A 24,291-nucleotide genomic window follows, 5' to 3' on the forward strand; every position below is an offset into this window, starting at 1 on the left:
ATTATGGTCAACCGTCTTGCTCAATCCCAAAGCCTTTACCTGCGGAAACACGCCGAAAACCCGATCGACTGGTGGCCCTGGTGCGACGAAGCCTTAGAAACGGCCCTGGGCCAAAATAAACCGATTTTTTTGTCAATTGGCTACTCTAGTTGCCACTGGTGTACAGTGATGGAAGGAGAAGCATTTTCCGATCGCGCGATCGCCGAATACATGAATTCGCAGTTTGTACCGATAAAAGTCGATCGCGAAGAACGCCCGGACATCGACAGCATATATATGCAAGCTTTGCAAATGATGACGGGCCAAGGCGGTTGGCCTCTCAACGTTTTTCTCACTCCCGACGAGCGAGTTCCCTTCTACGGTGGCACTTATTTCCCCGTAACTCCCCGCTACGGACGCCCGGGATTTTTAGAAGTGTTGCAATCTATTCGCCGCTTTTACGATACAGAAAAGCGCAAATTGCAAGCCTTCAAAGGAGAAATTTTAGACAACCTCCACCAGTCGGCGCTGCTGTCAGTAACAACCGCAGAATTAAATCACGAAATATTCCAAAAAGGCTTAGAACTCAACACCGGAATTATTGCCCGGAGTAACCCCGGGCCGAGTTTTCCAATGATGCCCTATGCTGATTTAGCACTGCGGGGAACGCGCTTTAATTTTGATGCAAAATATGACAGCAAACAAGTCTGCACTCAGCGCGGCTTAGACTTAGCCTTGGGCGGCATTTACGACCACGTAGCGGGGGGATTTCACCGCTACACGGTTGACGCAACTTGGACTGTGCCGCACTTTGAAAAAATGCTCTACGATAACGGTCAAATTGTTGAGTATTTAGCGAATTTGTGGAGCGCGGGAATTGAAGAGCCAGCTTTTGAAAGTGCGATCGCGCGGACAGTAGAATGGTTGAAGCGAGAAATGACTGCGCCGACTGGCTATTTTTATGCTGCACAGGATGCTGACAGTTTTACCCCCCCAACCCCCCCTTACCAAGGGGGGACAACGGGGGGGTCTGAGCCGGAAGAAGGAGCGTTTTATGTTTGGACTTACACCGAACTACAAACGCTGTTAACTGTCGAGGAATTTGCTGAAGTTCAAGAAGCGTTTGATATTAGTCGCAGCGGCAATTTTGAAGGCAAAAATGTATTGCAGCGCCGACATCCGGGAAAATTCAGTACCACGGTAGAAACGGCTTTAGCTAAACTTTTTGCTCTGCGCTACGGCGGCCATCCAGATACTGTAAAAACCTTTCCGCCAGCGCGGAACAATCAGGAAGCAAAAAACGACAGTTGGCCGGGGAGAATTCCAGCAGTTACTGACACGAAAATGATTGCGGCTTGGAATAGCTTAATGATTTCGGGTTTGGCGCGGGCGGCGGCTGTTTTTGGGAATTTTGAGTATTTGGAATTGGCTGTGAAAGCTGCTAATTTTATTTTAGACAATCAGTGGATTGACGGGCGGTTTCAGCGACTCAATTATGACGGACAATCGGCGGTGGCGGCGCAGTCGGAAGATTATGCTTTGTTTGTGAAAGCTTTGTTGGATTTGCATCAAGCGAGTTTGATGTTAGGAAACGGGGAATCTGTACAGCAATTGCCGAATTCTCAGTTTTGGTTGGAGAAAGCTGTGCGGGTGCAAGATGAGTTTGATGAGTTTTTGTGGAGCTTGGAATTGGGCGGGTATTACAATACTGCTAAGGATGCTAGCGGGGATTTGTTGGTGCGGGAACGCAGTTATACTGACAATGCTACTCCGGCGGCTAATGGAGTTGCGATCGCCTCTTTGGTTCGCTTGGCGCTGCTGGGTCAAAATTTAGAATATCTCGATCGCGCCCAACAAGCTTTGCAAGCTTTCAGCAGTATTGTCCGAGATAGTCCCCAAGCTTGTCCGAGTCTACTTTCGGCTTTAGATTGGTACCAGCATTCTACCCTAATTCGCACGTCGCCCGACCAGATTTCTGGATTGATTTCGCGGTATTATCCGACTGCTGTCTGTCAGATTGAGGCTGATTTACCTGAAGGTGTTATCGGGTTAGTTTGTGAGTGTTTGACTTGCAAAGAACCTGCGAAAAGCCAAGAGATGCTGTTAGCAGAAATTCTGCACAGTCAAACGCGAGTATAGAAGGAGAAGGACTTCAGTCCTTACTACAAACTTTTAGAGGAGAAGGACTTCAGTCCTTACTACAAACCTTTAGAGGAGAAGGACTGAAGTCCTTAGTACAAACCTTTTAAGAAAAAGAAGGACTGAAGTCCTTACTACAAACCTTTAGAGAAAAAGAAGGACTGAAGTCCTTACTACAAACTGGTTCGTAGTAAGGACTTTAGTCCTTTCAATGTTAGCCCTCAATTTGCCAAAATCTCGACTAAATATTCTATCGTCACCTCGACAGCATGGGCGATTAACACCTGCAATTGACATCAGCCCGGACGTGCGATCGCCTTCGGCGGTAAAAATTGTGTAGAAAAAAAACTTGACATCAGCCGACGATAGAAAGTAAAAATAAATAACAGCAATCACCAAAATGAGGCTTTATGTTTGATTCGCGATCGGTGAGCGACAAGTATGACATTGATAAATTGCTATCTCGTACAACAATTTTGGCTAAAAGACATCCGGTAAAATACGGAGAATAGATGTTTTTTTTGAACCTTGTTCAGCAATCTAAAATTCACAATTCTGCAATCTAAAATCTAAAATCTAAAATCTAAAATGGCAACAGCTATTCTCGACCTGGAAATCTCCCAACTACCGCCAGAAATAGCGGTTGAGGAGCGTTACAGCAAAGCCTTGGTTTTAATTAGACTGCACGGAAAACCGATCGGTCAAGCGACTTTACCCGCAGTCGGAGGTCGCATAGACGGCTCCCAATTGCGGGAAACACTGATGAATGCTGTGGGCGATAACCTGTGGAAAAATTGGCTCTACGAGACCCTGGAATGGGACGAACGCGGGCCAGTACAGGCAATGCCCACAGCCACTGTAGCGGTTTGCACGCGCGATCGCCCGGAAGATTTGCAGCGCTGTCTCGACGCCTTGATGCGGCTGCCCGACGACGGTCAGGAATACTTAGTAATTGACAATTGTCCCGCCACGGAGGCTACGAGGGAACTGGTCGAAAATTACCCAAAAGTCCGCTACGTGCGGGAAGACGTGGCGGGGTCTAGCACTGCCCGCAACCGCGCTGTGCTGGAAGCTAAGGGGGAAGTTATCGCTCTGACAGATGACGATGCAGTACCAGATCCGAACTGGTTGCGATCGCTCTTGCACAATTTCGGCGATCCGCGAGTTATGTGTGTCACCGGGTTGGTAATGCCTTTGGAACTCGAAACTGAAGCTCAAGAATGGTTCGAGCGTTACAGCCCCCACGGACGTGGATTTCAGCGAGTCATCTTCGACGGGGCGTACTGCAACCCGCTGATTGTAGCTCCTATAGGTGTTTCGGCGAGTATGGCTTTGCGGAAGAGCGCGATCGACTGCGTAGGTCTATTTGACGAAGCTTTGGGTGTGGGGACGCCTGCAAAATGCGGGGAAGATCACGAACTTTATGTCCGCATCCTGACTGCGGGCTATCGCATTATCTACGAACCGAGGGCTCTAAGCTGGCATCGTCACCGGCGCGATTGGGAAGATTTGCGCAAAACGATGTACTGCTACGGAATTGGAGTCTACGCTTTCTGGACGCGCACTTTGGTGAAAAATCGGGAGTTTAGCATACCGCTGTTAGCCTGGGGATGGCTGCGCTACAAACAACTGCCTGAGTTGATTGCTTCTTTGCGAAACAAACCGGACTCTATCCCAAAAGACTTGCTCTTAGCTCAACTTCGCGGCTGCATCGGCGGCCCGATGGCTTATTTTGCTTCTCGCAAACGGTTGCAAGAAATTAAAGGGAAGTCAGTAGTTAGTAGTTAGTAGTCAGTAGTCATTAGTCATTAGTCATTGGTCATTAGTCATTAGTCATTAGTCATTAGTCATTAGTCATTAGTCATAGTGCTGTCCCCGCTCGCGAACGTTATTAGCGCGAGCGTCCCCGCTCGCGAACGTTATTAGCTGAGATTCTTCCATCTTCCATCTTCCATCTTCCATCTTCCATCTTCCATCTTCCAATTCCTATTACCAATTACCAATTATGAACAGGGAAAATCTCACTGTTAGCGTAATTATTCCCAGTCACAACCGCAGTTATTCGCTGCGGCGCGCTCTCGATGCCCTGCACTCGCAGACTTATCCGATCGACCTCATCGAAGTGACGGTAGTTGCAGATAGCTGCATTGACGATACTTTGGCAATGCTCAAAGACTACCAAGCTCCGTTTAAAATACAGGTTATTGAAGCAAAGTGTCGGGCTGCTTCGATCGCCCGGAATACCGGAGCAGCCTCCGCTACCGGAAAACTGCTGATATTTATAGACGACGATATCGAACCAACTCCGCCTTTAGTCGAAAGTCATGTACGCATTCACCAACAGCGTCCGGGCTGCGCGGTAATCGGCCCTTATCCTCCTAAATTGCAGGGAGGGACTAGATTCTTTGACGTAACAGTGCGGGCTTGGTGGGAAGAAAAATTTTATGAGATGAGCCAGCCTGCTCATCGTTACACTTATCAAGACTTGCTCACCGGCAACCTTTCTCTGGATGCAGAACTGTTTGCTAGCACCGGAGGCTTCGATTCAGGCTTCGGCCAAGGCACTGCCCATGAAGATTACGAGTTCGGCTTACGCTTGCTCAAAGCAAATATACCTTTTGCTGTGGCAGCGGATGCAGTCGGGTATCACTACGAACACGAAACTAACAACCTCGATCGCTCTTTTCGGCGCGCGCGTGCGGAAGGCCGCTCCGATGTCTTGCTGGGTCAGAGGCACCCAGAACTCAGACCTACTCTGCACGTAGGGGATTACGAAACTCCTTACTCTCTGGTCGATCGGATTTTGGTCGCCCTGGTTTTTTACTGGCCGGCCGCGCTAGATTTGCTGGTGTTGGGACTGAGACGATCGCTAGATTTACTAGAAGCTGTCCGGATGCGCGGTACTTGGCGGTGGCTGAACACTAAATTGCGCGGTTACTGGTACTTCCGTGGTGTGGTAGACGAATTGAAAACTCGATCGGGCATTTCTAGTTTTCTGCAAGAAGGCCCGGCCCGCGCGGATTTGGCAGAAAACGAAATAGAAATCGATTTGCAGCAAGGTTTGGAAGCAGCAGAACAAAGGATTGATGCCGAAAGACCCGCCGGTATTTACCTTTACTACGACAAGCTGACAATCGGTCACATCCCTCCCGAAGTTGGCGCCGAACCTTTACGGGGAGTTCACCTGCGAACGATTCTGGCGCTGCACTTAGCCGAACCGCTGGCGAGAGCGATGGCGGTTAACGGTATGCCACACAGTTCTGAGTCGATCGCAACACAACCTTTACTTGCTTTTGAAGATCGTGTTTTGGCAATTAAATAATTGCTAATTGGTAAGTTGTAAGGGGTAATAGGTAATGGGAATAGTGAAATTAATAGCTAGTGCTTCATGTTAATGGCTAGTAATTTTCCTAATCGCCAATCACAAATACTAAATACCTAATGCTCCATCCGATTTTGGATTGCCGATTTGAGATTACAATTGCCATCAATTTTTCAATCTAAAATCTAAAATCTAAAATCTAAAATCTAAAAGTGCCAGATTCCAAGTCGGATATTTAGTTAGGAGGAAATTATGGCAATAAAAATGCTTGAGATCGAGTTTACTGAACAGATAAATCCGATTAGGGGACTAGAAAAATATGAAGGCGTCCGCATCTTGGTTCGCTACCGAGGACGCCCGATCGGCTGGGGCTATGTTAATAACAATCCCTGGGAACAGACAATCTCGGCAGATCGAGTGCGACAAACAATTGTCGAGCAGATGGGCAAGACGTTGATTCAATTGAGTTTGGCAGAGCAGTTAGCCCCGATCGCAGAGTTCGATCGAGAATTGCCACCAATTAGCGTTGTCATCTGTACGCGCGATCGCACTGACTTACTCAAAGGCGCTCTGGAATCGCTGCTGGCCCTCGACTACCCCAATCGCGAAATTATCGTTGTAGACAACGCTCCCTCCAACAACAGAACTGCCGAATACGTCGCGGGATTACCTGTACGCTACGTCAAAGAGGAACGGCCAGGATTGGACTGGGCACGAAATCGCGGCATCGCGGAAGCCCGCCACGAAATTATTGCTTTTACCGACGACGACGCGCGACCCGATCGAGGTTGGCTGCGGTCAATTGCTGCTGGCTTTGCCGATCCCGAAGTCATGGCCGTCAGCGGTTTAGTCTCGGCTGCGGAACTGGAAACCATGCCCCAACAGCAATTTGAGCTGGTTTACGGCGGAATGCTGCAATATTTACACAAATTCAAAGTTGAAGGTAACAAACTTTCGGTGAAAGATTTGCTGTGGGCTTGCAATTACGGCGTTGGAGCAAATATGGCTTTCCGCCGCCAAATTTTTGAGGCTGTGGGCAACTTTGACGTGGCTCTTGATGTGGGGACGGCGACACGCGGCGCTGGCGATGTCGAGATGTTTCACCGGATTTTGGCGAAGGGATATACGACTTTTTACGATCCGAGCACTTTGGTGTGGCACTTGCACCGGCGCAGCGACAAAGCTTTGAGCCGACAGTTACAGGATAACGGGCGCAGTTTTGGGGCTTATTTGCTGACTTGCGATCGCAACCGTACCGTAGGGCGCGCCCAACTTGTGCACTTTGTCGTGTTTGAGTGGTTGGGTTGGTGGCTGCTGCGCCGCTTGCGGAATCCTGGCAAACTTCCCCGCAAATTCGTAGTCAGCGAATTGCTGGGGGCTTTGCAAAGTCCTTTTGCTTACCGAGAAGCTCAGTTGCAAGCGCGGCAGTTGGTGGCCCTTGCTGAAGAGGAATCGCAGGAAGTTGAACCGCAGGTAATGGCTGGGGGTGTCCAGTGAGAAATGCAGGACAACTGGTTTACAGGCGCCAAGTCGCTCATTTCTTTGATTTGCTGCGCGAGTTGGTCGATCGCGACATGAAACTACTCTACAAGCGATCGGCCCTGGGGATTGCTTGGACTTTGATCAATCCACTGTTGCAGTTGGCGGTTTTTTCTTTTGTGTTTCGATCGGTAATTCCAATCAACATTCCAAAATATTCTTCGTTTGCTTTCAGTGGTTTATTAATTTGGACTTGGACTCAAAGTGCCTTATTTCAAGCAACAGGACTAATCACCAGCAACCGCGCTTTAATTAGACAGCCAAATTTTCCGATCGCCATTTTGCCTGTAGTCACAACAGCAACAGGGCTAATTCACTTTTTACTGGCGCTCCCAGTCTTAATGATATTTCTGATAATTGACGGTTTGCAGCCGAATTCAGTGCTGTTTTTTTTGCCAGTGCTGCTGGTAATTCAGTTTTTTTTGACAGTCGGTTTGGCTTATCCCCTCGCTGCTTTGAACGTTACTTTCCGGGACACTCAGCACACTCTAGGCGTACTGTTGCAGATGCTTTTTTATCTGACTCCAATTTTCTACGACCTCAACAGCGTCCCGAAAGAATATCTGATATTTTATCAGTTGAATCCGATGGTGCCGTTGATTGAAGCTTACCGAGCTGTACTCCTCAGAGGCACGCAGCCTGATTGGATGGCATTATTAATTGTGAGTGTAGTAGTAGCTGCTCTTTTGCCGATCGGACTGGGAATTTTTAGACGGCAAAGCGATCGATTTGTGGAGGAATTGTAAATGCGTCAAGCAATTGTGATTAAAGGTTTAGGCAAGCGTTTCAACAGCTACAGTGCCGATCGACCTTTTACGATTATGGAGGCTGCTTTGTGGGGGTGGTGGCGGATGAAGCCACAAGCACATTTTTGGGCCTTGCGAGATGTGAGTTTTAGTGTTTCTCCTGGGGAAATGCTGGGAATTCTTGGCAAAAATGGAGCAGGAAAATCGACACTACTGCAACTGATTGGAGGTATCGGCCGTGCTGAGGAAGGAAGTATTAAAGTCAATGGCAAAATTGGCGGTTTGTTGGATTTGGGTGCAGGCTTTCACTCGGATTTAACAGGGCGAGAAAATGTGTTTGTGGGTGCGGTAGTAGCTGGTTTAACTCACCGGGAAGCGACGCGCCGCTTCTCTGATATTGTTGAATTTGCGGAATTAGAACAGTTTATTGACAGCCCCCTACGAACTTACAGTACGGGGATGCAAATGCGGCTGGCTTTTTCGGTAGCGGTACACACCGATCCGGAAGTGCTTTTAATTGATGAACATTTGTCGGTTGGTGATGTGGCTTTTCAAACTAAATGTTTGAACAAGATAGCCGAGTTTAAAACTAAAGGTTGTGCGATTGTTTTAATTTCTCACAATGCTGGACAAATTCAGAAATTGTGCGATCGAGCTTTGTGGCTGCGGGATGGTAAAATCCAGGCTTACGGAGAGCCGGAAGTTGTAGCCGGTCAGTATTTATCGGAAATGCGATCGGAAACAGAAAAGCGCACTCCCATGCGTCCTCCTGAAGTCACAAGTACAGGCTCGGAATTGCGTGTTAATGAAAACCGTTTCGGTTCTTTGGAAGTAGAAATTACGGATGTCAAAGTGTTGCCGGATGAGGAAATAGACAGCGGCGATACGATTACTATTGAAATTCATTACACGGTTCCCAAATCGATTGATGCTGCAATTTTTGGGGTGACAATCAGTCGGGAAGACGGTCAAAGTTGTTTTGAGACTAATACTAATCAAATGGGCCGGTTGATACCGCTGGCGAAAGGTAAAGGCAAAATCCGGCTGCACGTAGACAGGCTGGATTTAGGAAACGGGCAGTATTACGTGAATCCTGGGGTTTACGAGAAGAGTTGGGCCTACGCTTACGATTATCACTGGCACGTTTATCCGCTGTACGTGCGATCGACTGTACACCAAAAAACGATCCTTTGTCCGCCCTACCGCTGGGAGTTTGACGGCAAAATGGAGGTGCTGGATTTGCCAGAAACAACTGACAAAGTTCACGCTTTGAACAAAAATAATCCCAGCTACGCCAAGATTTCCACTCAGTTGAAAAATAAGCAGTCACCTGACTTTTTAATTCTGGGCGCTCAAAAGTGCAGCACCGAGGCTTTATACGGTTATCTAGAAAATCACTTGCAAAATATCAAAGAAGGTGCTAAGCAAGTACACTTTTTTGAATTGAATTTCGAGCGCGGTGTTGAGTGGTACAGCAAGCAGTTGACGCGGAGTGTTGCGGGTGACAAAGTGCTGCTGTGGGAGATGACTCCTTACTATATTTACCATCCGTTGGTGGCCGAGCGGGTTTACAAGTGTTTCCCGGATGTTAAGCTGATTGTGATGCTCCGCAACCCGGTACAAAGAGCGTGGATGCACTATCATTTAGAAGTGGCGATCGGCTGTGAAAAGCTAGATTTTGAAAAGGCGATCGCATCTGAACCAGACAGACTCAAAGGTGAGATCGAAAAATTCAAAGCCGATGAAGGCTATTACAGTTTCAACCACCAGCATTATTCCTACTTGTCGAGAGGAATTTATGTCGAACAAATCAAGAATTGGCTCGATTATTTTCCCAGGGAACAGTTGCTAATTATCAAAAGCGAAGATTTTCAAAAAAATCCGGGAGATGTGTTTTCAGAGGTGTTAGAATTCTTGGATGTTAAGGCGAGTGCTGTCAAAGAATATCAGGGTAATAGTGCCGAAGATTACAGTAATATGCCTCCGGAAATAGAACAAGAATTAACCAATTATTTTAAGCCTTACAATCAGGAGCTTTCTGATTTGTTGAAGGAAGATTTTAGTTGGAGTTAGGATGTTTGTGAAACCGCAGATGAACGCGGATTAACGCGGATTAATACGGTAAAACATAATTCCTGTAGGGGCGGGTTAACCAACCATATTTAATTTTTACCAACAATCTAGATAAACCCGCCCCCACTCCACGAAAAAAATTAGATCGCCAGTTTATTAATATAAAATCAACAATGCAACGAATATTTTTAGTAGGAGCTCCAAGAAGCGGTACTACAATTCTTCAGAGTTTATTAGCGGCTCATCCTGAAGTTATTTCTTTTCCTGAATCTAAGTTTTTTCACTATTTATTGTACGAGAAGTTTGCGGCAAAGTTGCCAAGCAGGATGGAAGCTTTTTTTAATGATGAGATTAATCGCCCTGAACTTTTGCAAGGTTTTGATGACAATCAAAGTGTGGAAGCTAAAGTTAGTTGGTTTGTCGGAGTTTTGGATGGTTTGGCTGCGGAACAGAACAAAAGCATTTGGTTGGAAAAAACGCCGGAACACATATATTTTATTGAGGATATAGACCGCTTTTTGCCAGATGTTAAGTTTATACATATTTTGCGAAATAGTATGGATTGCATCGCTTCTATGTATGAAGCCACTCGGGATTTTAACGAATTGTGGGGCGGTGGTTGGGATTTAGATCGCTGTATCGAGGGATGGAAATATGCAGTATTAACTAGCCATAACTATCTTGATAAATCTAATCATATCTTGGTTAGATATGAAGATCTTGTAGAAAACAAAAAGTTAGTTCTAGAGGATATTTGTAATTTTATTGGAATTGAGTATGATGCTGGAATGCTGATTAATTATAAGGAAAAAGCAGCTAAGCTGAGTTTGAATTTACCTTGGCATCAAGGAATTGCCAGGGATATTCAAAGCACTAAGGTTCACAAATATCATCGAGTTTTTAAAGATAGTGAAATTAAAAATATTCTAACTCATATCGAGTGGGTAAATTCGAGAATTGCCTACAAGGTTACGGTGGAGGTGAGCGAATTAATTTCGGATATTAAGGTTCCACAAATATTCAATCGCGTTTGCTGTACAATCAAGTTAGCAGGTGTTGAACTCGAAGTTAGGGATTTGGAGCTTAATACTATACCAATCCTTTGGCTGCTCCTTCGACAATACAATAGCATGGCTGGGCTCTTATTTCTACGCAAGTCCCTTATTGAATTGCCAGTCTGTGACGGGATTGTGACGGGTACGGTGTTGGCAGATGCGATCGCAGCCCAGTTTGCTTGGCCAATACTTTCACGCTTCTTTCAAGACAATCCAGAAACTCCCCAACTGGAATGGACGCTATTTTTACAAGAAATCTGGAATCGTCCTAATTGGGTTGAGGCTAATTTTTACAATCCCGAAACCGTCGATGAAGCAGTCACAATCACTCTCGATGGAGACTTGATTGCTGTGGAAGTTAGCGAAGAATTGACTAATATAAAAGTTGAGCTTGCTGAAATTGACGTGCTGGTGACAGTAGGCGGTGTGGCGATCGCTATTGTAACCGTTACCGTGGAAAATAACTTTGTTTCTGCTCAAAAAGTGCGATCGACAATTACTCGAAATATCGGTTTTGAGTTGTGCGTCGCCACCGTGCGAGAAGCTTTGTTGGGAAAACCGTTAGATAATAAGCAATCGTTGCGATCGCGCTTAACCTCTACTGCACAACAAAGGTCGAATCTGCCCGACTGGTTGAATGCAAAGGGTTCTAGGGGCATTTACCCCCAAGATGCGGTGATGTTCGGTAGGCGATGTGGTGCAACAGGAACCAGTATCAGCCGCCGCGCCGCACTCCCAGCCCAGGCGCTGCGGGAATTAACGAAATCAGCAGCAATCGCAGGGGAAGTGATAATCCAAATTCCCAGAGAAAACGAGTTACCAAAGCAAGTATTTTACGCACCAGAAATCATTTGGCAAAAATCGCCTTACCGAGAAGTTTCTCACTCAGTGAAAACTCAAATATTTGACAATGATAGCATTACAGAACAACTCTCGATTCTCGCCTACCGTCGCATTTCTCCCGATGGTTTAAATGCAATTACTCCGCAGGTTTTTGAACAACAGTTGCAGTATCTGAAAGAAAATGGTTATTACAGTGCAACTTGGGAAGATTGGCAAAATGCAAAACTAACTAAAACTCCTTTACCAGGTAAAGCTGTATTAATAACTTTTGACGGTGGCTATCTCGACTTTTTAACCTACGCTTTCCCTTTGCTAAAACGCTTTGACTTTACAGCCACTGTTTTTCTAGTAGCCGAGTCAATAGGAAAGACAAATAGTTGGGAAAAAGCCGAATTTGAACAAGTACAGTTAATGGAATGGCCGGAAATTAGACAATTGCGGGATGCAGGGATTGAATTTGGTTCCATGTCTGCCACCTATCAGCCTCTGACTTCATTGTCCCCCACCGAAATTGTGCGCGAAGCGGCGAAATCCCGCGCAACTTTGGAACGGGGATTAGGGAAATCTGTGAGAGTTTTTGCCTATCCCTACGGGAATGTCGATGAAATTGTAGCGCATTTAATCGGAGCAAGTGGGTATAGTTTCGGTGTATCATATAGATGGAGTACGAGCAATTTTCACGATTCTTTAATGTCGCTACCCCGCCTTCAAGTAACAGCAGAAAATTTCTGGGAATTGGTTCGTAGATGTGTATATTTGTAGGGTGCGTCAGCCAGAGATTTTTAAGACAATCAAAAACATTTCAACTGACGCACCCTACAAGTGAAATTGCTGCAACAAGGTGCGTCAGCCAGATATTTTCAACTCAACAAAAATCTTTCAACTGACGTACCCTACAAGTGAAATTGCTGCAACAAGGTGTGTCAGCCAGATATTTTCAACTCAATCAAAAATCTTTCAACTGACGCACCCTACAAGGGAAATTGCTGCAACAAGGTGCGTCAGCCAGATATTTTCAACTCAATCAAAAATCTTTCAACTGACGCACCCTACAAGTGAAATTGCTGCATCAATCCCTGAAATTTACGTCGCAAATAACCGCCAAATCCTCTGGAAATCTTCTCAAACTTATAATCAAATAAAATATCCATCACATCTTTAGTTTTCATATACTTCAAATAAGAAATCATTTTATCTGTCAATTCATCATTCACATCATCAATATACTTTCTCACCGCCAACCTTTCCGAAATATTCCATTTCCGATCAAACTTGCGGTGCATTTCCGTCTCATAATCCCGAAAATCTGACATTTTCCCATCCAAATATTTTTCAATGTATTTCCCAGCGATTTCGGCACCATCCATTCCGTGTCTGATACCCTCACCGCCCAGAAAATTTACTGTCGAGACAGTATCGCCGATCGCAATTATGTTATCCTTCCAATAAATATCCTGCAAACCGCGACTGTATTTCAGCGTCGAACCGTGTTTGTCAATAATTTTATAACTTTTAGACTTCAGATATTCATCAATCAGCAAATCAATATACTGTTTAATCGGTGACAAATGCTTAACCGTTTTGGCATCTAAAAAAATGCGTCCCGCACCAACTTTCAGTCTATTTTGTTCCATAGGAAATATCCAAGAATAACCCTTCGGCATCCATTTATCACCCAAAAAGAAGATTAAATCATTGGCATATTTATTGTAAACTTCCGGTTCAACTTCAATTAAATATTCGATTCCGGTTCCCGACAAAAAATTAGGCTTATCGTTTTCTTTGTCGTACATAATCGCCCTAGCAAAGCCAGTAGCATCAACCAAGACTTTCGTGCTAACTTTGATAAGTTGCCCGTCAGATAACTGTTTAAATTCTACTGTAGTTTCGCCGTTGGCTTGCGAATGTCCGGTGTAGCGACAACCCAGCCAAACTTCACCGCCAAATCGCTCAACTTCGTCGGCTAAAAATGCTCTAAATTTTGCAAAGTTGAGTACAACTCCCAAACTTTCGGGAGATTCCCAAGTTTGACTAACTTTGCTAGTTTCAATAGTCAGTTTGTGCCAAAAACTGCCGATAACTGATTCGGGTAAATCGAATTGAGAGAGAGTTTCTAAAGGTGTGGCGGCGCTGGAAAAGTCATTTTTATTAAAATTGTCGTTTTGTTCTGCAAGCAAGACATTGCGGCCGGATTTGGCTAGAATTCTTGCACAGTGGCCTCCTGCTGGGCCGGCTCCTACTATTACTATATCAAAATTTTTTAAATTCATCTTGCTATAAATTCGCTTCTAATGTCAAAACACCCACCGAAATATCAACTACCAAGCGCCGATTTTTTAGCCATTGGCGACCGATTAAAATTTCCGGTACTCCGTCACCTACGTGAACAGGAATATCGAATTCTTGATTGTCAATTCTGATTTTTCCTGCATAAAGGTCGAAATTAAATTCTCCCTTAGCTGTTCGCATTTTTTGTCGTCTAATATAAATCCAATCAAGTCCCTCTAAATCCTGAATATCCATTGCTAGCCAGCCCGAGAAACCTGTATCTAGCAGAGCATCAACAGGTAATTCTAAGCCGTTATCAGCAATCAATTCAATTTCAAAAAATAGCTCATCCTCATTACCAAATGTGCCTTGAATCATATCGTGCCACAAACCCCTGTAGGGTTGATGCGGAACATGAACGGGATAGCATTTGGGTGTTTCTGGCGGCACATTTTGGTGGCCACCATATCATCCTTGTCGATAAAATAGTCCCCGCTGTCGGGTTCAACTGCCATATACCAGTTGTAGTGGGTTTTAATCAATTCTGGTTTTAGGCGATCGAATGTTGGTTTGCAGCGCTGATAAAATGCTTCTCTTTCAGCTTGCCACTGGGCTTTTTTTTCTTCTGACCATTGAATTTCTGGGAACAATCTTCCCCGACGTAGTGTGCGAGTTGGGTTGAGATAAGTCATTGTTGATTTTTCCTTATCGTGAAACTTTCATTCAATCATATCATAACTGGTTAACTGGTTCCTAGGCAGAGCCTGGGAACCAATATTTAGAGGCTCTGCCTCGTTTTGGGAGTGGAAAAATGAGAGGCAGAGCCTCCAGATATGCGTTACCAGGCTTTGCCTGGTAACGAGTAAACGAGTAATTCTGGTATCCACTATGTTATCACTGTTCATAAAAAATAAGCAATCGATCTGGCACGATCTCAGTTACTCTTGACGCTTCTTTGTGTCAGGTGTTAGCCTGTGTTTCGTGAATTACATTTTTCGGAGATCGATACGTGGCAAACACTCTGAACTTAACTAACAATGCTGATAACTTTACGATCGCTGCTGGTTTAATGGCTCAGTTTCCTGAAGGTGTTTTAGGATTAGGAGGCAATGATACGATCGTAGGTTCAATTGAGAATGATATCGCCAATGGTAATGATGGTCGAGATATTTTATTCGGCAGAGAAGGCAATGACAACTTGCAAGGCGGTAAAGGCGAAGATGATTTATATGGTGAAGGTGGCAGAGACATTTTGATTGGTGGTTCTGATGATGATTATCTCGTGGGTGGTGATGGAGATGATGTCTTGAATGGCGGCCGAGGTGATGATTTATTAGATGGAGGTGCGGGTAACGATACTCTGAGTGGCGATCGGGGTTACACCCTTTATAAAGGGGGAACTGGTAGTGATGTATTTGTCTTGAGAACGGATGTTGTTGCAGAAGATCCCAGTCGCAACGGGCGACAGTGGGATATTATTTTAGATTTTGAAAATTCGGTCGATCGCATTGGTTTGACTGGCGGCTTAACTGAGGCAAATATCAGACTAATTCCTTATTTTGTACCGCTGTCAAACATTGGTTTTGTTGCGAGGAGATTTCCTCAAGAAGGCAAAATTTCGACCGCCGATTTAGATGTAGATAGAAACGGCCGTTATGACGCTACTACGATTCAAATTGCTGCCACAGGTAGAATTTTAGGTAGAGTGATGAATGTGACACCATCTGATTTGCAGGGTCGTTTTATTACACTTTCATAAAGCGGGTATTTCTTAACTGCTTTAACTGGTTCCTAGGCTCTGCCTGGGAACCAATGTCTAGAGGCTCTGCCTCGTTTTGGGAGTAATATCAATTCCGGCTGCACCGGAATGATGGAGGAGACGGCAATGCCGTGTCCCTACCCAAAATAATACTGTAGGGAAACGGCACGTGCAGTCTCCTAATTTTGGCTAATAATGATTCCGATGCTACCGGATTTGATATAAAATCGAGGCAGAGCAAAAGCATCTGCGTTACCAGGCAGAGCCTGGTAACGAGTGAAATTTAGACGCTCACAGGTGACTGTTTGCGGCTAAATGTTGCTAAAATGCGATCGCACATTTGCGACGGATTCAATCCCAAAGTTGCAAAGGATTGCTCAGGCGTAGCATGATCCACCAATGTATCAGGTACACCCAAGCGCATTAATGGAACCAGGATATTGTTATCCATCAAAGCTTCGGCTACTGCCGAACCAAAGCCACCCATTAAACAGCCTTCTTCCATTGTGACAACTTTGCCGATTCGCTGTGCCAAGGGTAAGATTAATTCGGTGTCTAAAGGCTTGACAAAACGCGCATTAATCACAGTTGCTTCAATGCCATGTTCGCTCAACATCTCGGCGGTTTGCATTGCCGGATACACCATTGAACCGTAACCTAAGATTAGCACGTCATCGCCGTTGCGAAGGATTTCCGCTTTGCCGATCGGCAATTCTTCCCAACCTTCTTCCATCAGAGGCACGCCGTAACCGTTACCACGCGGGTAACGCATCGCGATCGGGCCTGTCGTGTGGTTGATGCCAGTGACTACCATCCGCTGCAATTCTGCCTCGTCTTTTGGCGCCATAATTGTCATATTTGGCAGACAGCGCAAGAAGGAAATATCGTACATTCCCTGGTGCGTGGGGCCGTCGGCGCCGACAATCCCAGCGCGATCCAAACAGAAGAACACTGGCAAGTTTTGGATGCAGACATCGTGAACTATTTGGTCATATCCCCGCTGCAAAAATGTCGAGTAAATTACTACAACCGGGCGCATTCCTTCGCAGGCTAAACCAGCCGACAATGTGACAGCGTGCTGTTCGGCAATACCGACATCAATGTACTGTTTCGGGAGTTTTTCCTGAAGTTTGTCTAGACAAGTTCCCGTTGCCATTGCCGCAGTAATCCCAACAATTTTTGGATTATTTTCTGCTAGCTTAACCAGGGCGTGAGCAAAGACTTTCGAGTAAGCTGGAGGCTTGGGCTTAGTCGAAGGAATGCCCTTGCCAGTCGCTAAATTAAATGGGTTTTGGGCGTGATATCCTACTTGGTCTTTTTCGGCGATCGCATATCCTTTGCCCTTCACCGTCACAACGTGAACTAACACCGGCCCTTGGATGGTATGACCTTGTTTGAAAGTAGCAATTAACTCTTCCAAATTGTGTCCATCTACCGGGCCCATGTAGGTAAAGCCTAATTCTTCAATTACGGCTCCAACTTTGGACACGGCTAACCGTTTCATGCCTTCTTTAAGGCGTTCCATTTCTGGTGTAAATGTTTCGCCAACAAACGGAATTTGCTTGAATTGTTCCTCTAAGTTATCTTTGAGAAATTGCACCGGCTGCGAGAGTCGCATTTTGTTCAAATAGCGGGTAATTGCGCCGACATTGGGCGAGATTGACATCTCGTTGTCGTTGAGCACTACCATCACATTAGTTTTCGGCATATGGCCTGCGTGGTTGATCGCTTCGAGTGCCATACCCCCTGTCAGCGCACCGTCGCCAATGACTGCTACAGTTTTAAAGTTTTCGCCCTTGAGGTCGCGCGCCATCGCCATCCCTAAGGCTGCGGAGATGCTCGTGGAAGCGTGACCGGCGCCGAAGTGGTCAAATTTGCTCTCGCAGCGCTTGAGATAGCCTGCAACGCCGTCTTTTTGGCGCAGGGTGTGAAAATTGTTGTAGCGACCGGTGATCAACTTGTGTGGATAAGCTTGGTGGCCGACATCCCAGGTAACTTTGTCGCGATCGAGGTCGAGTGTTTGGTAGAGTGCTAAGGTGAGTTCCACTACACCCAATCCTGGGCCAAGGTGTCCGCCGCTAGCGGCTACTGTTTCTAAATGCTTTTCTCGAATTTGTCGGGCAATTTGTTCGAGTTGATGAATCGACAGGCCGTGTAATTGGTTTGGATGAGTCAGTTCGCTGAGATGCATATTTTAAAATCCCGCTCCTAAGAATTAGGACGAATCCTTAACAGATAATAGTTTGAGCCTGCGGCGTTCGGTACGCGCAAACTTAGAATATTTTACCTGTTATTTGAGAAAAACTGTTAGGCGTAAGATTTTTATTATTTTTGACCTGGTAATTATAATAAGTAAACCGCAAACAGTCAATATAAAAAATGCTTATTTTGTTAGTTGGTAACGGCTAATTATTAGCTGCACGGGGATTATTATCGATTTAAAACTGGTTTTTGTAATAAGGGCTGACTTTTTAACCATTGGGTTTCTGCAAGCGGACTGTGATGCAAAATCATTAACTGCGATTTTTTAAGAGCTTCTCGTGCGTAGGTACAACCTTGCAAATCGCTAAACTCAACTGGGAGCATCTCAGTTTTGCATTTAATAGTGCGAGCGTCCCCGCTCGCGTATTATAGGATACGCGAGCGGGGACAGCACTATAAGAAAAAAATGCTTTTTACAAAAATGAGATGCTCCCACTCAACTTCAACAAATTCTGCATCGTATTCATCAACTACTGTTCCCACTTGACCTCGATATAAGCCATGTTCGGGTAAGTCTTCTAGTAATGCAACGACATCAAGCAGTTTAATTATGAAATTCATTTTTAGATACCTTATTCATGGCACATAACATAGCAGAAGTCAAGTTGAATTGAGAGATTTTGCTTATTCTAATTGACGAGGATCTTCCGCAGGTGGATGCCAACCACCTTCTATAGCCTTTCTCAAAAAGGTGAGGTATGACTGACAGGTTATATAACCACTGAAACCAAGAGGGCCCAAGCCCAACAACGTACCTGATCTTTCTGAGAACCGCTATACCCAAAACCTGCGCGATCGCCGAATCGAATCCTCTTCATTTCATCATAACGTTCGTCATTAAGGTCAAGCCGATTGCAAGTTGCTCGATCTACTGAAGTTTTACTGACAATATTTAGACCATCTGCTGTCCAGATGAAATGTTCTGATCATTGCTGATGACGAGGATTAAATAAGAAAAATTCTTGCTGAGTTTCCTGGTCAATTCCCTTGGTGAAATTGTAGTGGCGTTCGTTGCAACGACGGCAAGCTAATGCTAAATTTTCACTGTCATCAGATCCGCCGAGAGATTTGGGCATGAGATGATCTATGGTAAAGCGATCGGGGCTTAGGTATTCTGGAGAGTGACAGTATTCGCAGAGGTATTTAGCTCGTTGTCGTATAAGTTGTGGAGTGCGATCGGACACCATTTGGCTTGGGTAGAAAGTTGGGCGTTAATCAAGGTAAAAATTCGGGATAGTTCGATGATGCCAGCTAATTCTGGAACTTCATCGGCAGTTAGTAAATCTAGTTTTTTTCTCTCTAGCAGTTCTTCCATGCGAGATTGAAGATCGTCGGTAAATCTGAATAAGTAAATGTTCCCAAACTCTACCATTTTGAGGCCTTGGGGCATCAAGGAGGAAGGTTTTACCATTAATTGAGTATTCATAGTAATTAAAGCTCGTAGATACTCTTGGAATATTGTAGCTTATAAGTTGCTAATTGAATTTGCAGAAGGAGCCATCTGATATCTTACACCATTCTTAATTACTTGTTTAGAAACAGGCAAGATGCCTGTTCCACAAGAAAATTTATCTTTTGTGGAACGGGCATCTTGCCCGTTCTTCACAATGGTGCAACATCTCAGATCGATCGCACTTCCGGCAATTTCTCAGCCCCAGTCGTATCAAAGACGATCGCGTGTTTAGTCGCAGGTAACAACCGCCGTAATATCTGAATATAGCCGTCAGCATCGCCGCGGCGGTGGAAGCGCGCCACAACCAATCGCTGCATATTTGGCAATTGCCGCACAATACAGCAGGGATGAGAGTTTAATTTGGGCTTTGATGTTGGTATCATAGGAAAATCGTGCCCCGCGTTTGCGGGGTTGGGTAGAAAAGCGATCGCCCTCAAGTTTTCGACGCTAGGTGGGCGATCGTTTTCAGTGTACATAGATATTATCCGGTATATATGCACCGAAGTCAAGCAAAAAAATGGGCTACGTGAGACTGCGGATTCGAGAACTAGCTGAGCAAAGAGGTTGGACGTTCAAAGAAGTTGCCGATCGATCCGGAGTCAATTACAACACGGTAAAAAGCTACGGGAGGCGCGATGCTTTGAACACAGTCGATTTGTCTGCTGTCTACAAAATTGCTCGCGCCTTAGACGTGACGATGGAAGATTTAGTCGAGATTTTGGAATAGTAAGGGCGCGCTAATGGGATACGTGAGGCTGCGGATTCGAGAACTAGCTGAGCAAAAGGGTTGGACGCTAAAGCAAGTTGCCGATCGATCGGGAGTGAATTACAACACTGTTAGAAGCTACGTTCAGCGCGATGCTTTGAACACGGCCGATATTTCTGCTGTCTACAAAATCGCCCGCGCTTTCGACGTGACAATGGAAGATTTAGTTGAGATTTTGGAAGATTGAGGGCTCAGAAATGGGGCGAGTCAGGCTGAAGATTCAAAAGTTGGCTCAAGAAAAGCGCCCGACACTGCAAGATGTGTCTCCTCGATCGGCACAAGGTTTGCTTAGAAAAATGTATCAAACTTTTACAAATAAACCGATCGCACTCATAAAGCCGCTATCTTCGTGACAAAAGCACTTCGTCAGCATGAGTCCGGTTCTCTAACTTTGGATTATTCGACTCTACACCGCCCCCAACACCCGAAAGATGAAGATTTGTAATGTTTTGTCAACATCTTTGGGTTGCTGAATTAAAATCTTCTCATAAAAAAGACGAGCTTCTAGCAGGCAAAATTATGAAAAAAAATTTAAAACTCAGCTTATGAGATGGAATTCGCTGCTCTGACAAGGTGCAATAACAATGTAACTAATGTAACTTTTGATGCAAGAACCACTAGCATTAACCTTGTTGAAGGTCACAGGCCAATTTCTCGCCGTGCCTTCTGAAAATCGCTTTCCTCGTCGATCGCATCAAATTTCAAGTGCAATTACTTTGCTTGCACGACGGGAACCGCAGGTATAGAGGAAAAATTTAAGTCCAAAGCTGACGCACCAGAACTTTGAGCGACGGTTTTTTGACCGGCAACGAGGACAGAAACACAGTCTTTTCCTCCATCAAACCTGGTTTTTGCGTCCAAGACTCAACTCGATTCGATCGAATGAATGCAGTCGCAGCCAACATTTAGTTAGATGTTGCGATACAGCAAGTTGCGCGCTTGTACAGGGAGCTAACGGCAGTGATGGATCTCGATTGTTTACCTTACGGCGCAGGCCACGCCCAGGAAGGGGTCTGTCTGCTAGTGCGAATGGGGCCGTACCGCATTTTACTCGACTGCGGTATAGAGGATGTCGCACCCCTGTCAGCGACAGTAGATCGATCGCCCCCAGTCGATTTCGTAGTGTGCACCCACGCCCACTCCGATCATGCCAGAGGTTTGCTCGCACTCCACCAGGCTTTCCCCCTGTTGCCAATTTACGCCAGCGAAGTCACAGCGCGACTGCTACCGCTTAACTGGCCGGCCCAGTCTCAGCAGCCAGAGTCGCATTTCTGTGAGGCTCTACCCTGGCAGTCGCCGATCGAACTGCGCCGAGGACTGAGCGTGCAGTTGTTCCCGTCGGGCCATTTGCCCGGAGCGGCGACTGTACTCTTGACCTATGAAGCCCCCCATCGCACCTACACCCTGGTTTACACCGGCGACTTTTTTCTATCGAATTGTCGTTTGGTGGAAGGTTTGCCGCTGGGACAACTCCGGGGCATGAAGCCCGACGTGTTAATTTTGGAAGGTAGTTACGGCACAGCGCGCCACCCTCACCGCCGACAACTGGAAAATCAGTTAGCCGATCGCATCCACCGCGCGATCGCCGACGGATGCTCGGTACTGCTACCCGCACCCGCCCTCGGTTTGGGTCAAGAACTGCTGATGCTGCTCCGCAGCCACCACTACTTCACCGGGCGCGACTTGGATATTTGGGTAGACGGCACTGTCGCCGACGGGTGCGACGCTTATCTGGAACTGCTGCCCCATTTTCCCACCGCCGTTCAAAACTTTGCTCTCCACCAACCTTTGTTTTGGGACGAAAGGGTGAAACCTCGCGTGCGCCGGTTGTCTGCCGAACAGCGCTCCGAATTGGGGAAAACCCCGTGTATTGTAATTACTGACCAAATTTCCGATTTGGGTTTGTACGTTGCCGATCGCACAAATCCTTGGATTTTACTCGCACCTCAAAAACCCGGATATCCCGTCAGGGAATGGTTTGCCAACTGGCAGGAATCAGGAGTTCGGCTCATTGAAACTTATCTGCTAGCCGAACACTGCGACGGGCCGGGAACTACCCAGCTCATCCACAATTTGCGTCCGCAGCACGTAATTTTAGTGCACGGTTCCCCTGCATATTTGGCTGACTTGGCTAACTTGGACGAGCTGCGAAACCGCTACCAGTTGCACACTCCGGCGGTAGGGACTGTTGTCGAATTGCCGATCGGGGAAATGTTTTTGCAGCCCGCTATCCCCGAAACTAACTATGAGGGAGAACTCAGCGAATTGGGGACAGAGGTAGCAATTAGCTTGCCGAGTCCGATTACAGCCGATCCTCGGTGGGCAAATTTTGCCGATACAGGTTTAGTAGAAGCGCGCTGGCAAGGCGAAGAACTGGTACTGCGCGGCATCTCCCAGCGGGAACTGCTATTTCAAGGCAACGCCGTTCAGGCAAACCTCGAATGCTGTGGCAATTGCCAGCACTACCGCGGCCAGCGCTGTTGGAACCAGTCCAGTGCTTTGTTTGGCTTTAAAGTCACTCCCGACGGTTTCTGTCCGGTGTTTGAAGCGATACCGGAGTCTGAATTTTTCATAGATGAGGAATTAGATGCGGAATAAACCTATTGTTGTCATTGCGATCGACAGCTTAGCGCGCTTTCTGATGAGGCGATCGCAGTATTTGTTGTTCGTCGGTTCTGCGTCTGTGACTGCTCTGGTGGCTCAGAGGCGAAAACTGGCGATCGAACTCAAATTTCCATCCTAAATAGCTTATTTGGTGACAATCCAGCAGATTTTTCGGCAAAACCCGAGTTTTGCCCCATTCCTCGACAAAAAAGGGAGAAAAGTCGTTTTCTTTTCCCCCAACTATTTTTTGTGACTCAAGCTAAGGATCAAAACTATTCTAAATTCGAGTCCGGGTAGTGATTGCGAATTTGCTCGGCTTCGGGACAATCGTCAGTAACTAGGGGTTCGCAGTTAGTTCTCGACACCGAAGCCAACTTCTGGGACACAGCTCCAATACTTTCTAGACGCACCATTTCTTCCCAGGAGCTAATTTCGTCTTCTTCGTCGGTTTCGTAGCGCAGCGTGACTAGATCCCCTTCAATATCTAGGATACGAGCGCGCTCTATCCAACGTTGCTGATCTCGAAGAAAAATAGAAACCTCACGACCATCACAACAGAGTTGATAGATTTTGCGCTGTAGCATTTGTCAGTTCTCCTGCGCAGTGTAACTTGCTTAAAATATGGCCTGTTTACAGTAACGTACTTTGAGTTTTACATCGGAAGGCACAGCCCTATGGACTGGCCAGTTTGACGTTTTCCGAAACTTTGGCACCTATGGGGGTTACCATATTTCATTTTACCACTAAATCTATCTTGTACGCTATTTATCTAAGTGCAGATTTTCGGGCCGGCGGCATCCCTCGCAAGAGGCATTTACCAGAATAGATGCCAGAATCAGGACTTGATTCGGGCCAGCCACCCTCCAAGCGGACTGTGCTGCGAGTCGCTCTCAATTGCTCCTTATGTTTCCCAGAGACATTACTAGATAGCGGTTTAATTCACATTTGGCGATCGCACGGACATTGCGGAGGCTCTCATCGGGGACGATCGCAAGGGCGATCGCCACCATTCCTGTGCTAACAACGGTAAAATCTCAAATGTAATCATACCTTGACATCGAACCCACGCACTCGTATACGCCATCAGACTAGAACTAAAACTCCCTCCCTTGTGCCGTGGCGTTAGAAAACCTACAGGTATAGACTTAGGAATGAGAATTAAATAACTTACATTTTTTATTGTTCTTGTGGGATGGGCGTCCCGCCCGTCCAGAAAAGACGGGTTCTTCTGGCCCATCCCACTTTCAAGAGTGTAAATTATTTAATTCGCGATCCTTAGGAATATCGACGTTTGCCAGCTTTGAGTAATGGTAAAAAATACAACTGCCAGTTTCCCTAAAAAAGCCGAAAATCAAGCTAGGGAAATTTCAGTATATCTCTTCAAACAAACAGTTAGGCAACCGACAATCAGAAATACAAGCCTCAAAAAATACCCCCAAATATTATCGAAGGCTCGCCCAAAAATAGGGAAAAATTGCCAAAA

Annotated in this window: 24 protein-coding genes; 15 read left to right on the forward strand and 9 right to left on the reverse strand. The window is 45.9% G+C overall.

Annotation, left to right across the window (positions count from 1 at the left end; genetic code table 11):
- Positions 1–3: 3 nt before the first annotated feature.
- From JGK36_RS18020 to JGK36_RS18055, 8 genes are all read left to right on the forward strand, one after another.
- A complete protein-coding gene (locus JGK36_RS18020) occupies positions 4–2,118 on the forward strand; it encodes a thioredoxin domain-containing protein (RefSeq protein ID WP_293196822.1) in 2,115 nt (704 codons plus the stop codon).
- 211 nt (positions 2,119–2,329) lie between these two features.
- Positions 2,330–2,458 (forward strand): hypothetical protein, encoded by a 129-nt coding sequence (locus tag JGK36_RS18025; RefSeq protein ID WP_293196823.1) that lies wholly within the window; start codon positions 2,330–2,332, stop codon positions 2,456–2,458.
- A gap of 248 nt (positions 2,459–2,706) precedes the next feature.
- Positions 2,707–3,906 (forward strand): glycosyltransferase, encoded by a 1,200-nt coding sequence (locus tag JGK36_RS18030; RefSeq protein ID WP_293180935.1) that lies wholly within the window; start codon positions 2,707–2,709, stop codon positions 3,904–3,906.
- A gap of 217 nt (positions 3,907–4,123) precedes the next feature.
- Positions 4,124–5,440, forward strand: a complete 1,317-nt coding sequence (locus JGK36_RS18035) for a glycosyltransferase (protein ID WP_293191067.1) — start codon at positions 4,124–4,126, stop codon at positions 5,438–5,440.
- A 264-nt stretch (positions 5,441–5,704) separates the two neighbouring features.
- Complete coding sequence (locus JGK36_RS18040) at positions 5,705–6,937, forward strand: glycosyltransferase (protein WP_293191065.1); 1,233 nt, start codon at positions 5,705–5,707, stop codon at positions 6,935–6,937.
- Positions 6,934–7,725 carry an ABC transporter permease gene (locus JGK36_RS18045; RefSeq protein ID WP_293180947.1) on the forward strand — a complete coding sequence of 264 codons (792 nt, stop codon included), beginning with the start codon at positions 6,934–6,936 and terminating at the stop codon, positions 7,723–7,725. The genes JGK36_RS18040 and JGK36_RS18045 overlap by 4 nt, the downstream gene beginning before the upstream one ends.
- Positions 7,726–9,798: a Wzt carbohydrate-binding domain-containing protein gene (locus tag JGK36_RS18050; protein WP_293180950.1), complete on the forward strand. Its 2,073-nt coding sequence runs from the start codon at positions 7,726–7,728 to the stop codon at positions 9,796–9,798.
- A 173-nt stretch (positions 9,799–9,971) separates the two neighbouring features.
- Positions 9,972–12,458, forward strand: a complete 2,487-nt coding sequence (locus JGK36_RS18055) for a sulfotransferase (RefSeq protein ID WP_293196825.1) — start codon at positions 9,972–9,974, stop codon at positions 12,456–12,458.
- Positions 12,459–12,745: 287 nt separating this feature from the next.
- Here JGK36_RS18055 and JGK36_RS18060 read toward each other — a convergent pair whose 3' ends face one another.
- From JGK36_RS18060 to JGK36_RS18070, 3 genes are read right to left on the reverse strand one after another with little or no spacing between them, the layout of a single operon-like run.
- Positions 12,746–13,966: an NAD(P)/FAD-dependent oxidoreductase gene (locus JGK36_RS18060; protein WP_293196826.1), complete on the reverse strand. Its 1,221-nt coding sequence runs from the start codon at positions 13,964–13,966 to the stop codon at positions 12,746–12,748.
- A 4-nt stretch (positions 13,967–13,970) separates the two neighbouring features.
- A complete protein-coding gene (locus JGK36_RS18065) occupies positions 13,971–14,342 on the reverse strand; it encodes an aspartyl protease (RefSeq protein ID WP_293196827.1) in 372 nt (123 codons plus the stop codon).
- Positions 14,339–14,656 carry a hypothetical protein gene (locus JGK36_RS18070; RefSeq protein ID WP_293196828.1) on the reverse strand — a complete coding sequence of 106 codons (318 nt, stop codon included), beginning with the start codon at positions 14,654–14,656 and terminating at the stop codon, positions 14,339–14,341. The genes JGK36_RS18065 and JGK36_RS18070 overlap by 4 nt, the downstream gene beginning before the upstream one ends.
- 317 nt (positions 14,657–14,973) lie before the next feature.
- On the opposite strand from JGK36_RS18070, the gene JGK36_RS18075 reads away from it, so the two are divergent.
- On the forward strand, positions 14,974–15,723 hold the full coding sequence (locus tag JGK36_RS18075; RefSeq protein ID WP_293196829.1) for a calcium-binding protein: 750 nt from the start codon (positions 14,974–14,976) through the stop codon (positions 15,721–15,723).
- Positions 15,724–16,006: 283 nt separating this feature from the next.
- On the opposite strand, the gene dxs is transcribed toward JGK36_RS18075, so the two are convergent.
- From dxs to JGK36_RS18100, 5 genes are all read right to left on the reverse strand, one after another.
- Complete coding sequence (gene dxs / locus JGK36_RS18080; RefSeq protein ID WP_293196830.1) at positions 16,007–17,914, reverse strand: 1-deoxy-D-xylulose-5-phosphate synthase; 1,908 nt, start codon at positions 17,912–17,914, stop codon at positions 16,007–16,009.
- Positions 17,915–18,378: 464 nt separating this feature from the next.
- On the reverse strand, positions 18,379–18,546 hold the full coding sequence (locus JGK36_RS18085) for a DUF4926 domain-containing protein (protein WP_293180968.1): 168 nt from the start codon (positions 18,544–18,546) through the stop codon (positions 18,379–18,381).
- 365 nt (positions 18,547–18,911) lie between these two features.
- Entirely contained in the window at positions 18,912–19,061 is a 150-nt protein-coding gene (locus tag JGK36_RS18090) for an HNH endonuclease (RefSeq protein WP_293180971.1), read from the reverse strand.
- A gap of 29 nt (positions 19,062–19,090) precedes the next feature.
- On the reverse strand, positions 19,091–19,411 hold the full coding sequence (locus JGK36_RS18095) for a hypothetical protein (RefSeq protein ID WP_293180974.1): 321 nt from the start codon (positions 19,409–19,411) through the stop codon (positions 19,091–19,093).
- 194 nt (positions 19,412–19,605) lie between these two features.
- Complete coding sequence (locus JGK36_RS18100; protein WP_363319155.1) at positions 19,606–19,914, reverse strand: hypothetical protein; 309 nt, start codon at positions 19,912–19,914, stop codon at positions 19,606–19,608.
- A 41-nt stretch (positions 19,915–19,955) separates the two neighbouring features.
- Between JGK36_RS18100 and JGK36_RS18105 the strand changes: the two genes are divergently transcribed.
- The 5 genes from JGK36_RS18105 to JGK36_RS18125 all read left to right on the forward strand — a co-directional run bounded on the left by JGK36_RS18105 (position 19,956) and on the right by JGK36_RS18125 (position 22,947).
- The gene (locus JGK36_RS18105) at positions 19,956–20,165 is read left to right on the forward strand and encodes a helix-turn-helix transcriptional regulator (RefSeq protein WP_293180977.1); all 210 of its coding nucleotides are present in this window, start codon (positions 19,956–19,958) and stop codon (positions 20,163–20,165) included.
- A 13-nt stretch (positions 20,166–20,178) separates the two neighbouring features.
- Entirely contained in the window at positions 20,179–20,391 is a 213-nt protein-coding gene (locus JGK36_RS18110; RefSeq protein WP_293180980.1) for a helix-turn-helix transcriptional regulator, read from the forward strand.
- Between the two features lie 10 nt (positions 20,392–20,401).
- Positions 20,402–20,557: a hypothetical protein gene (locus JGK36_RS18115; protein WP_293180983.1), complete on the forward strand. Its 156-nt coding sequence runs from the start codon at positions 20,402–20,404 to the stop codon at positions 20,555–20,557.
- Positions 20,558–21,167: 610 nt separating this feature from the next.
- Complete coding sequence (locus JGK36_RS18120; RefSeq protein ID WP_293180986.1) at positions 21,168–22,802, forward strand: MBL fold metallo-hydrolase; 1,635 nt, start codon at positions 21,168–21,170, stop codon at positions 22,800–22,802.
- Entirely contained in the window at positions 22,792–22,947 is a 156-nt protein-coding gene (locus JGK36_RS18125; RefSeq protein WP_293180989.1) for a hypothetical protein, read from the forward strand. The genes JGK36_RS18120 and JGK36_RS18125 overlap by 11 nt, the downstream gene beginning before the upstream one ends.
- 133 nt (positions 22,948–23,080) lie before the next feature.
- Here the strand turns inward: JGK36_RS18125 and JGK36_RS18130 are convergent, their stop codons facing one another.
- Positions 23,081–23,392: a DUF6679 family protein gene (locus tag JGK36_RS18130; protein WP_265236321.1), complete on the reverse strand. Its 312-nt coding sequence runs from the start codon at positions 23,390–23,392 to the stop codon at positions 23,081–23,083.
- Positions 23,393–23,634: 242 nt separating this feature from the next.
- Between JGK36_RS18130 and JGK36_RS18135 the strand changes: the two genes are divergently transcribed.
- A complete protein-coding gene (locus JGK36_RS18135; protein WP_293180997.1) occupies positions 23,635–23,829 on the forward strand; it encodes a hypothetical protein in 195 nt (64 codons plus the stop codon).
- Positions 23,830–24,291: the final 462 nt, after the last annotated feature.

The organism is Microcoleus sp. PH2017_35_SFW_U_B, assembly GCF_020737865.1.
Classification (GTDB): domain Bacteria; phylum Cyanobacteriota; class Cyanobacteriia; order Cyanobacteriales; family Microcoleaceae; genus Microcoleus.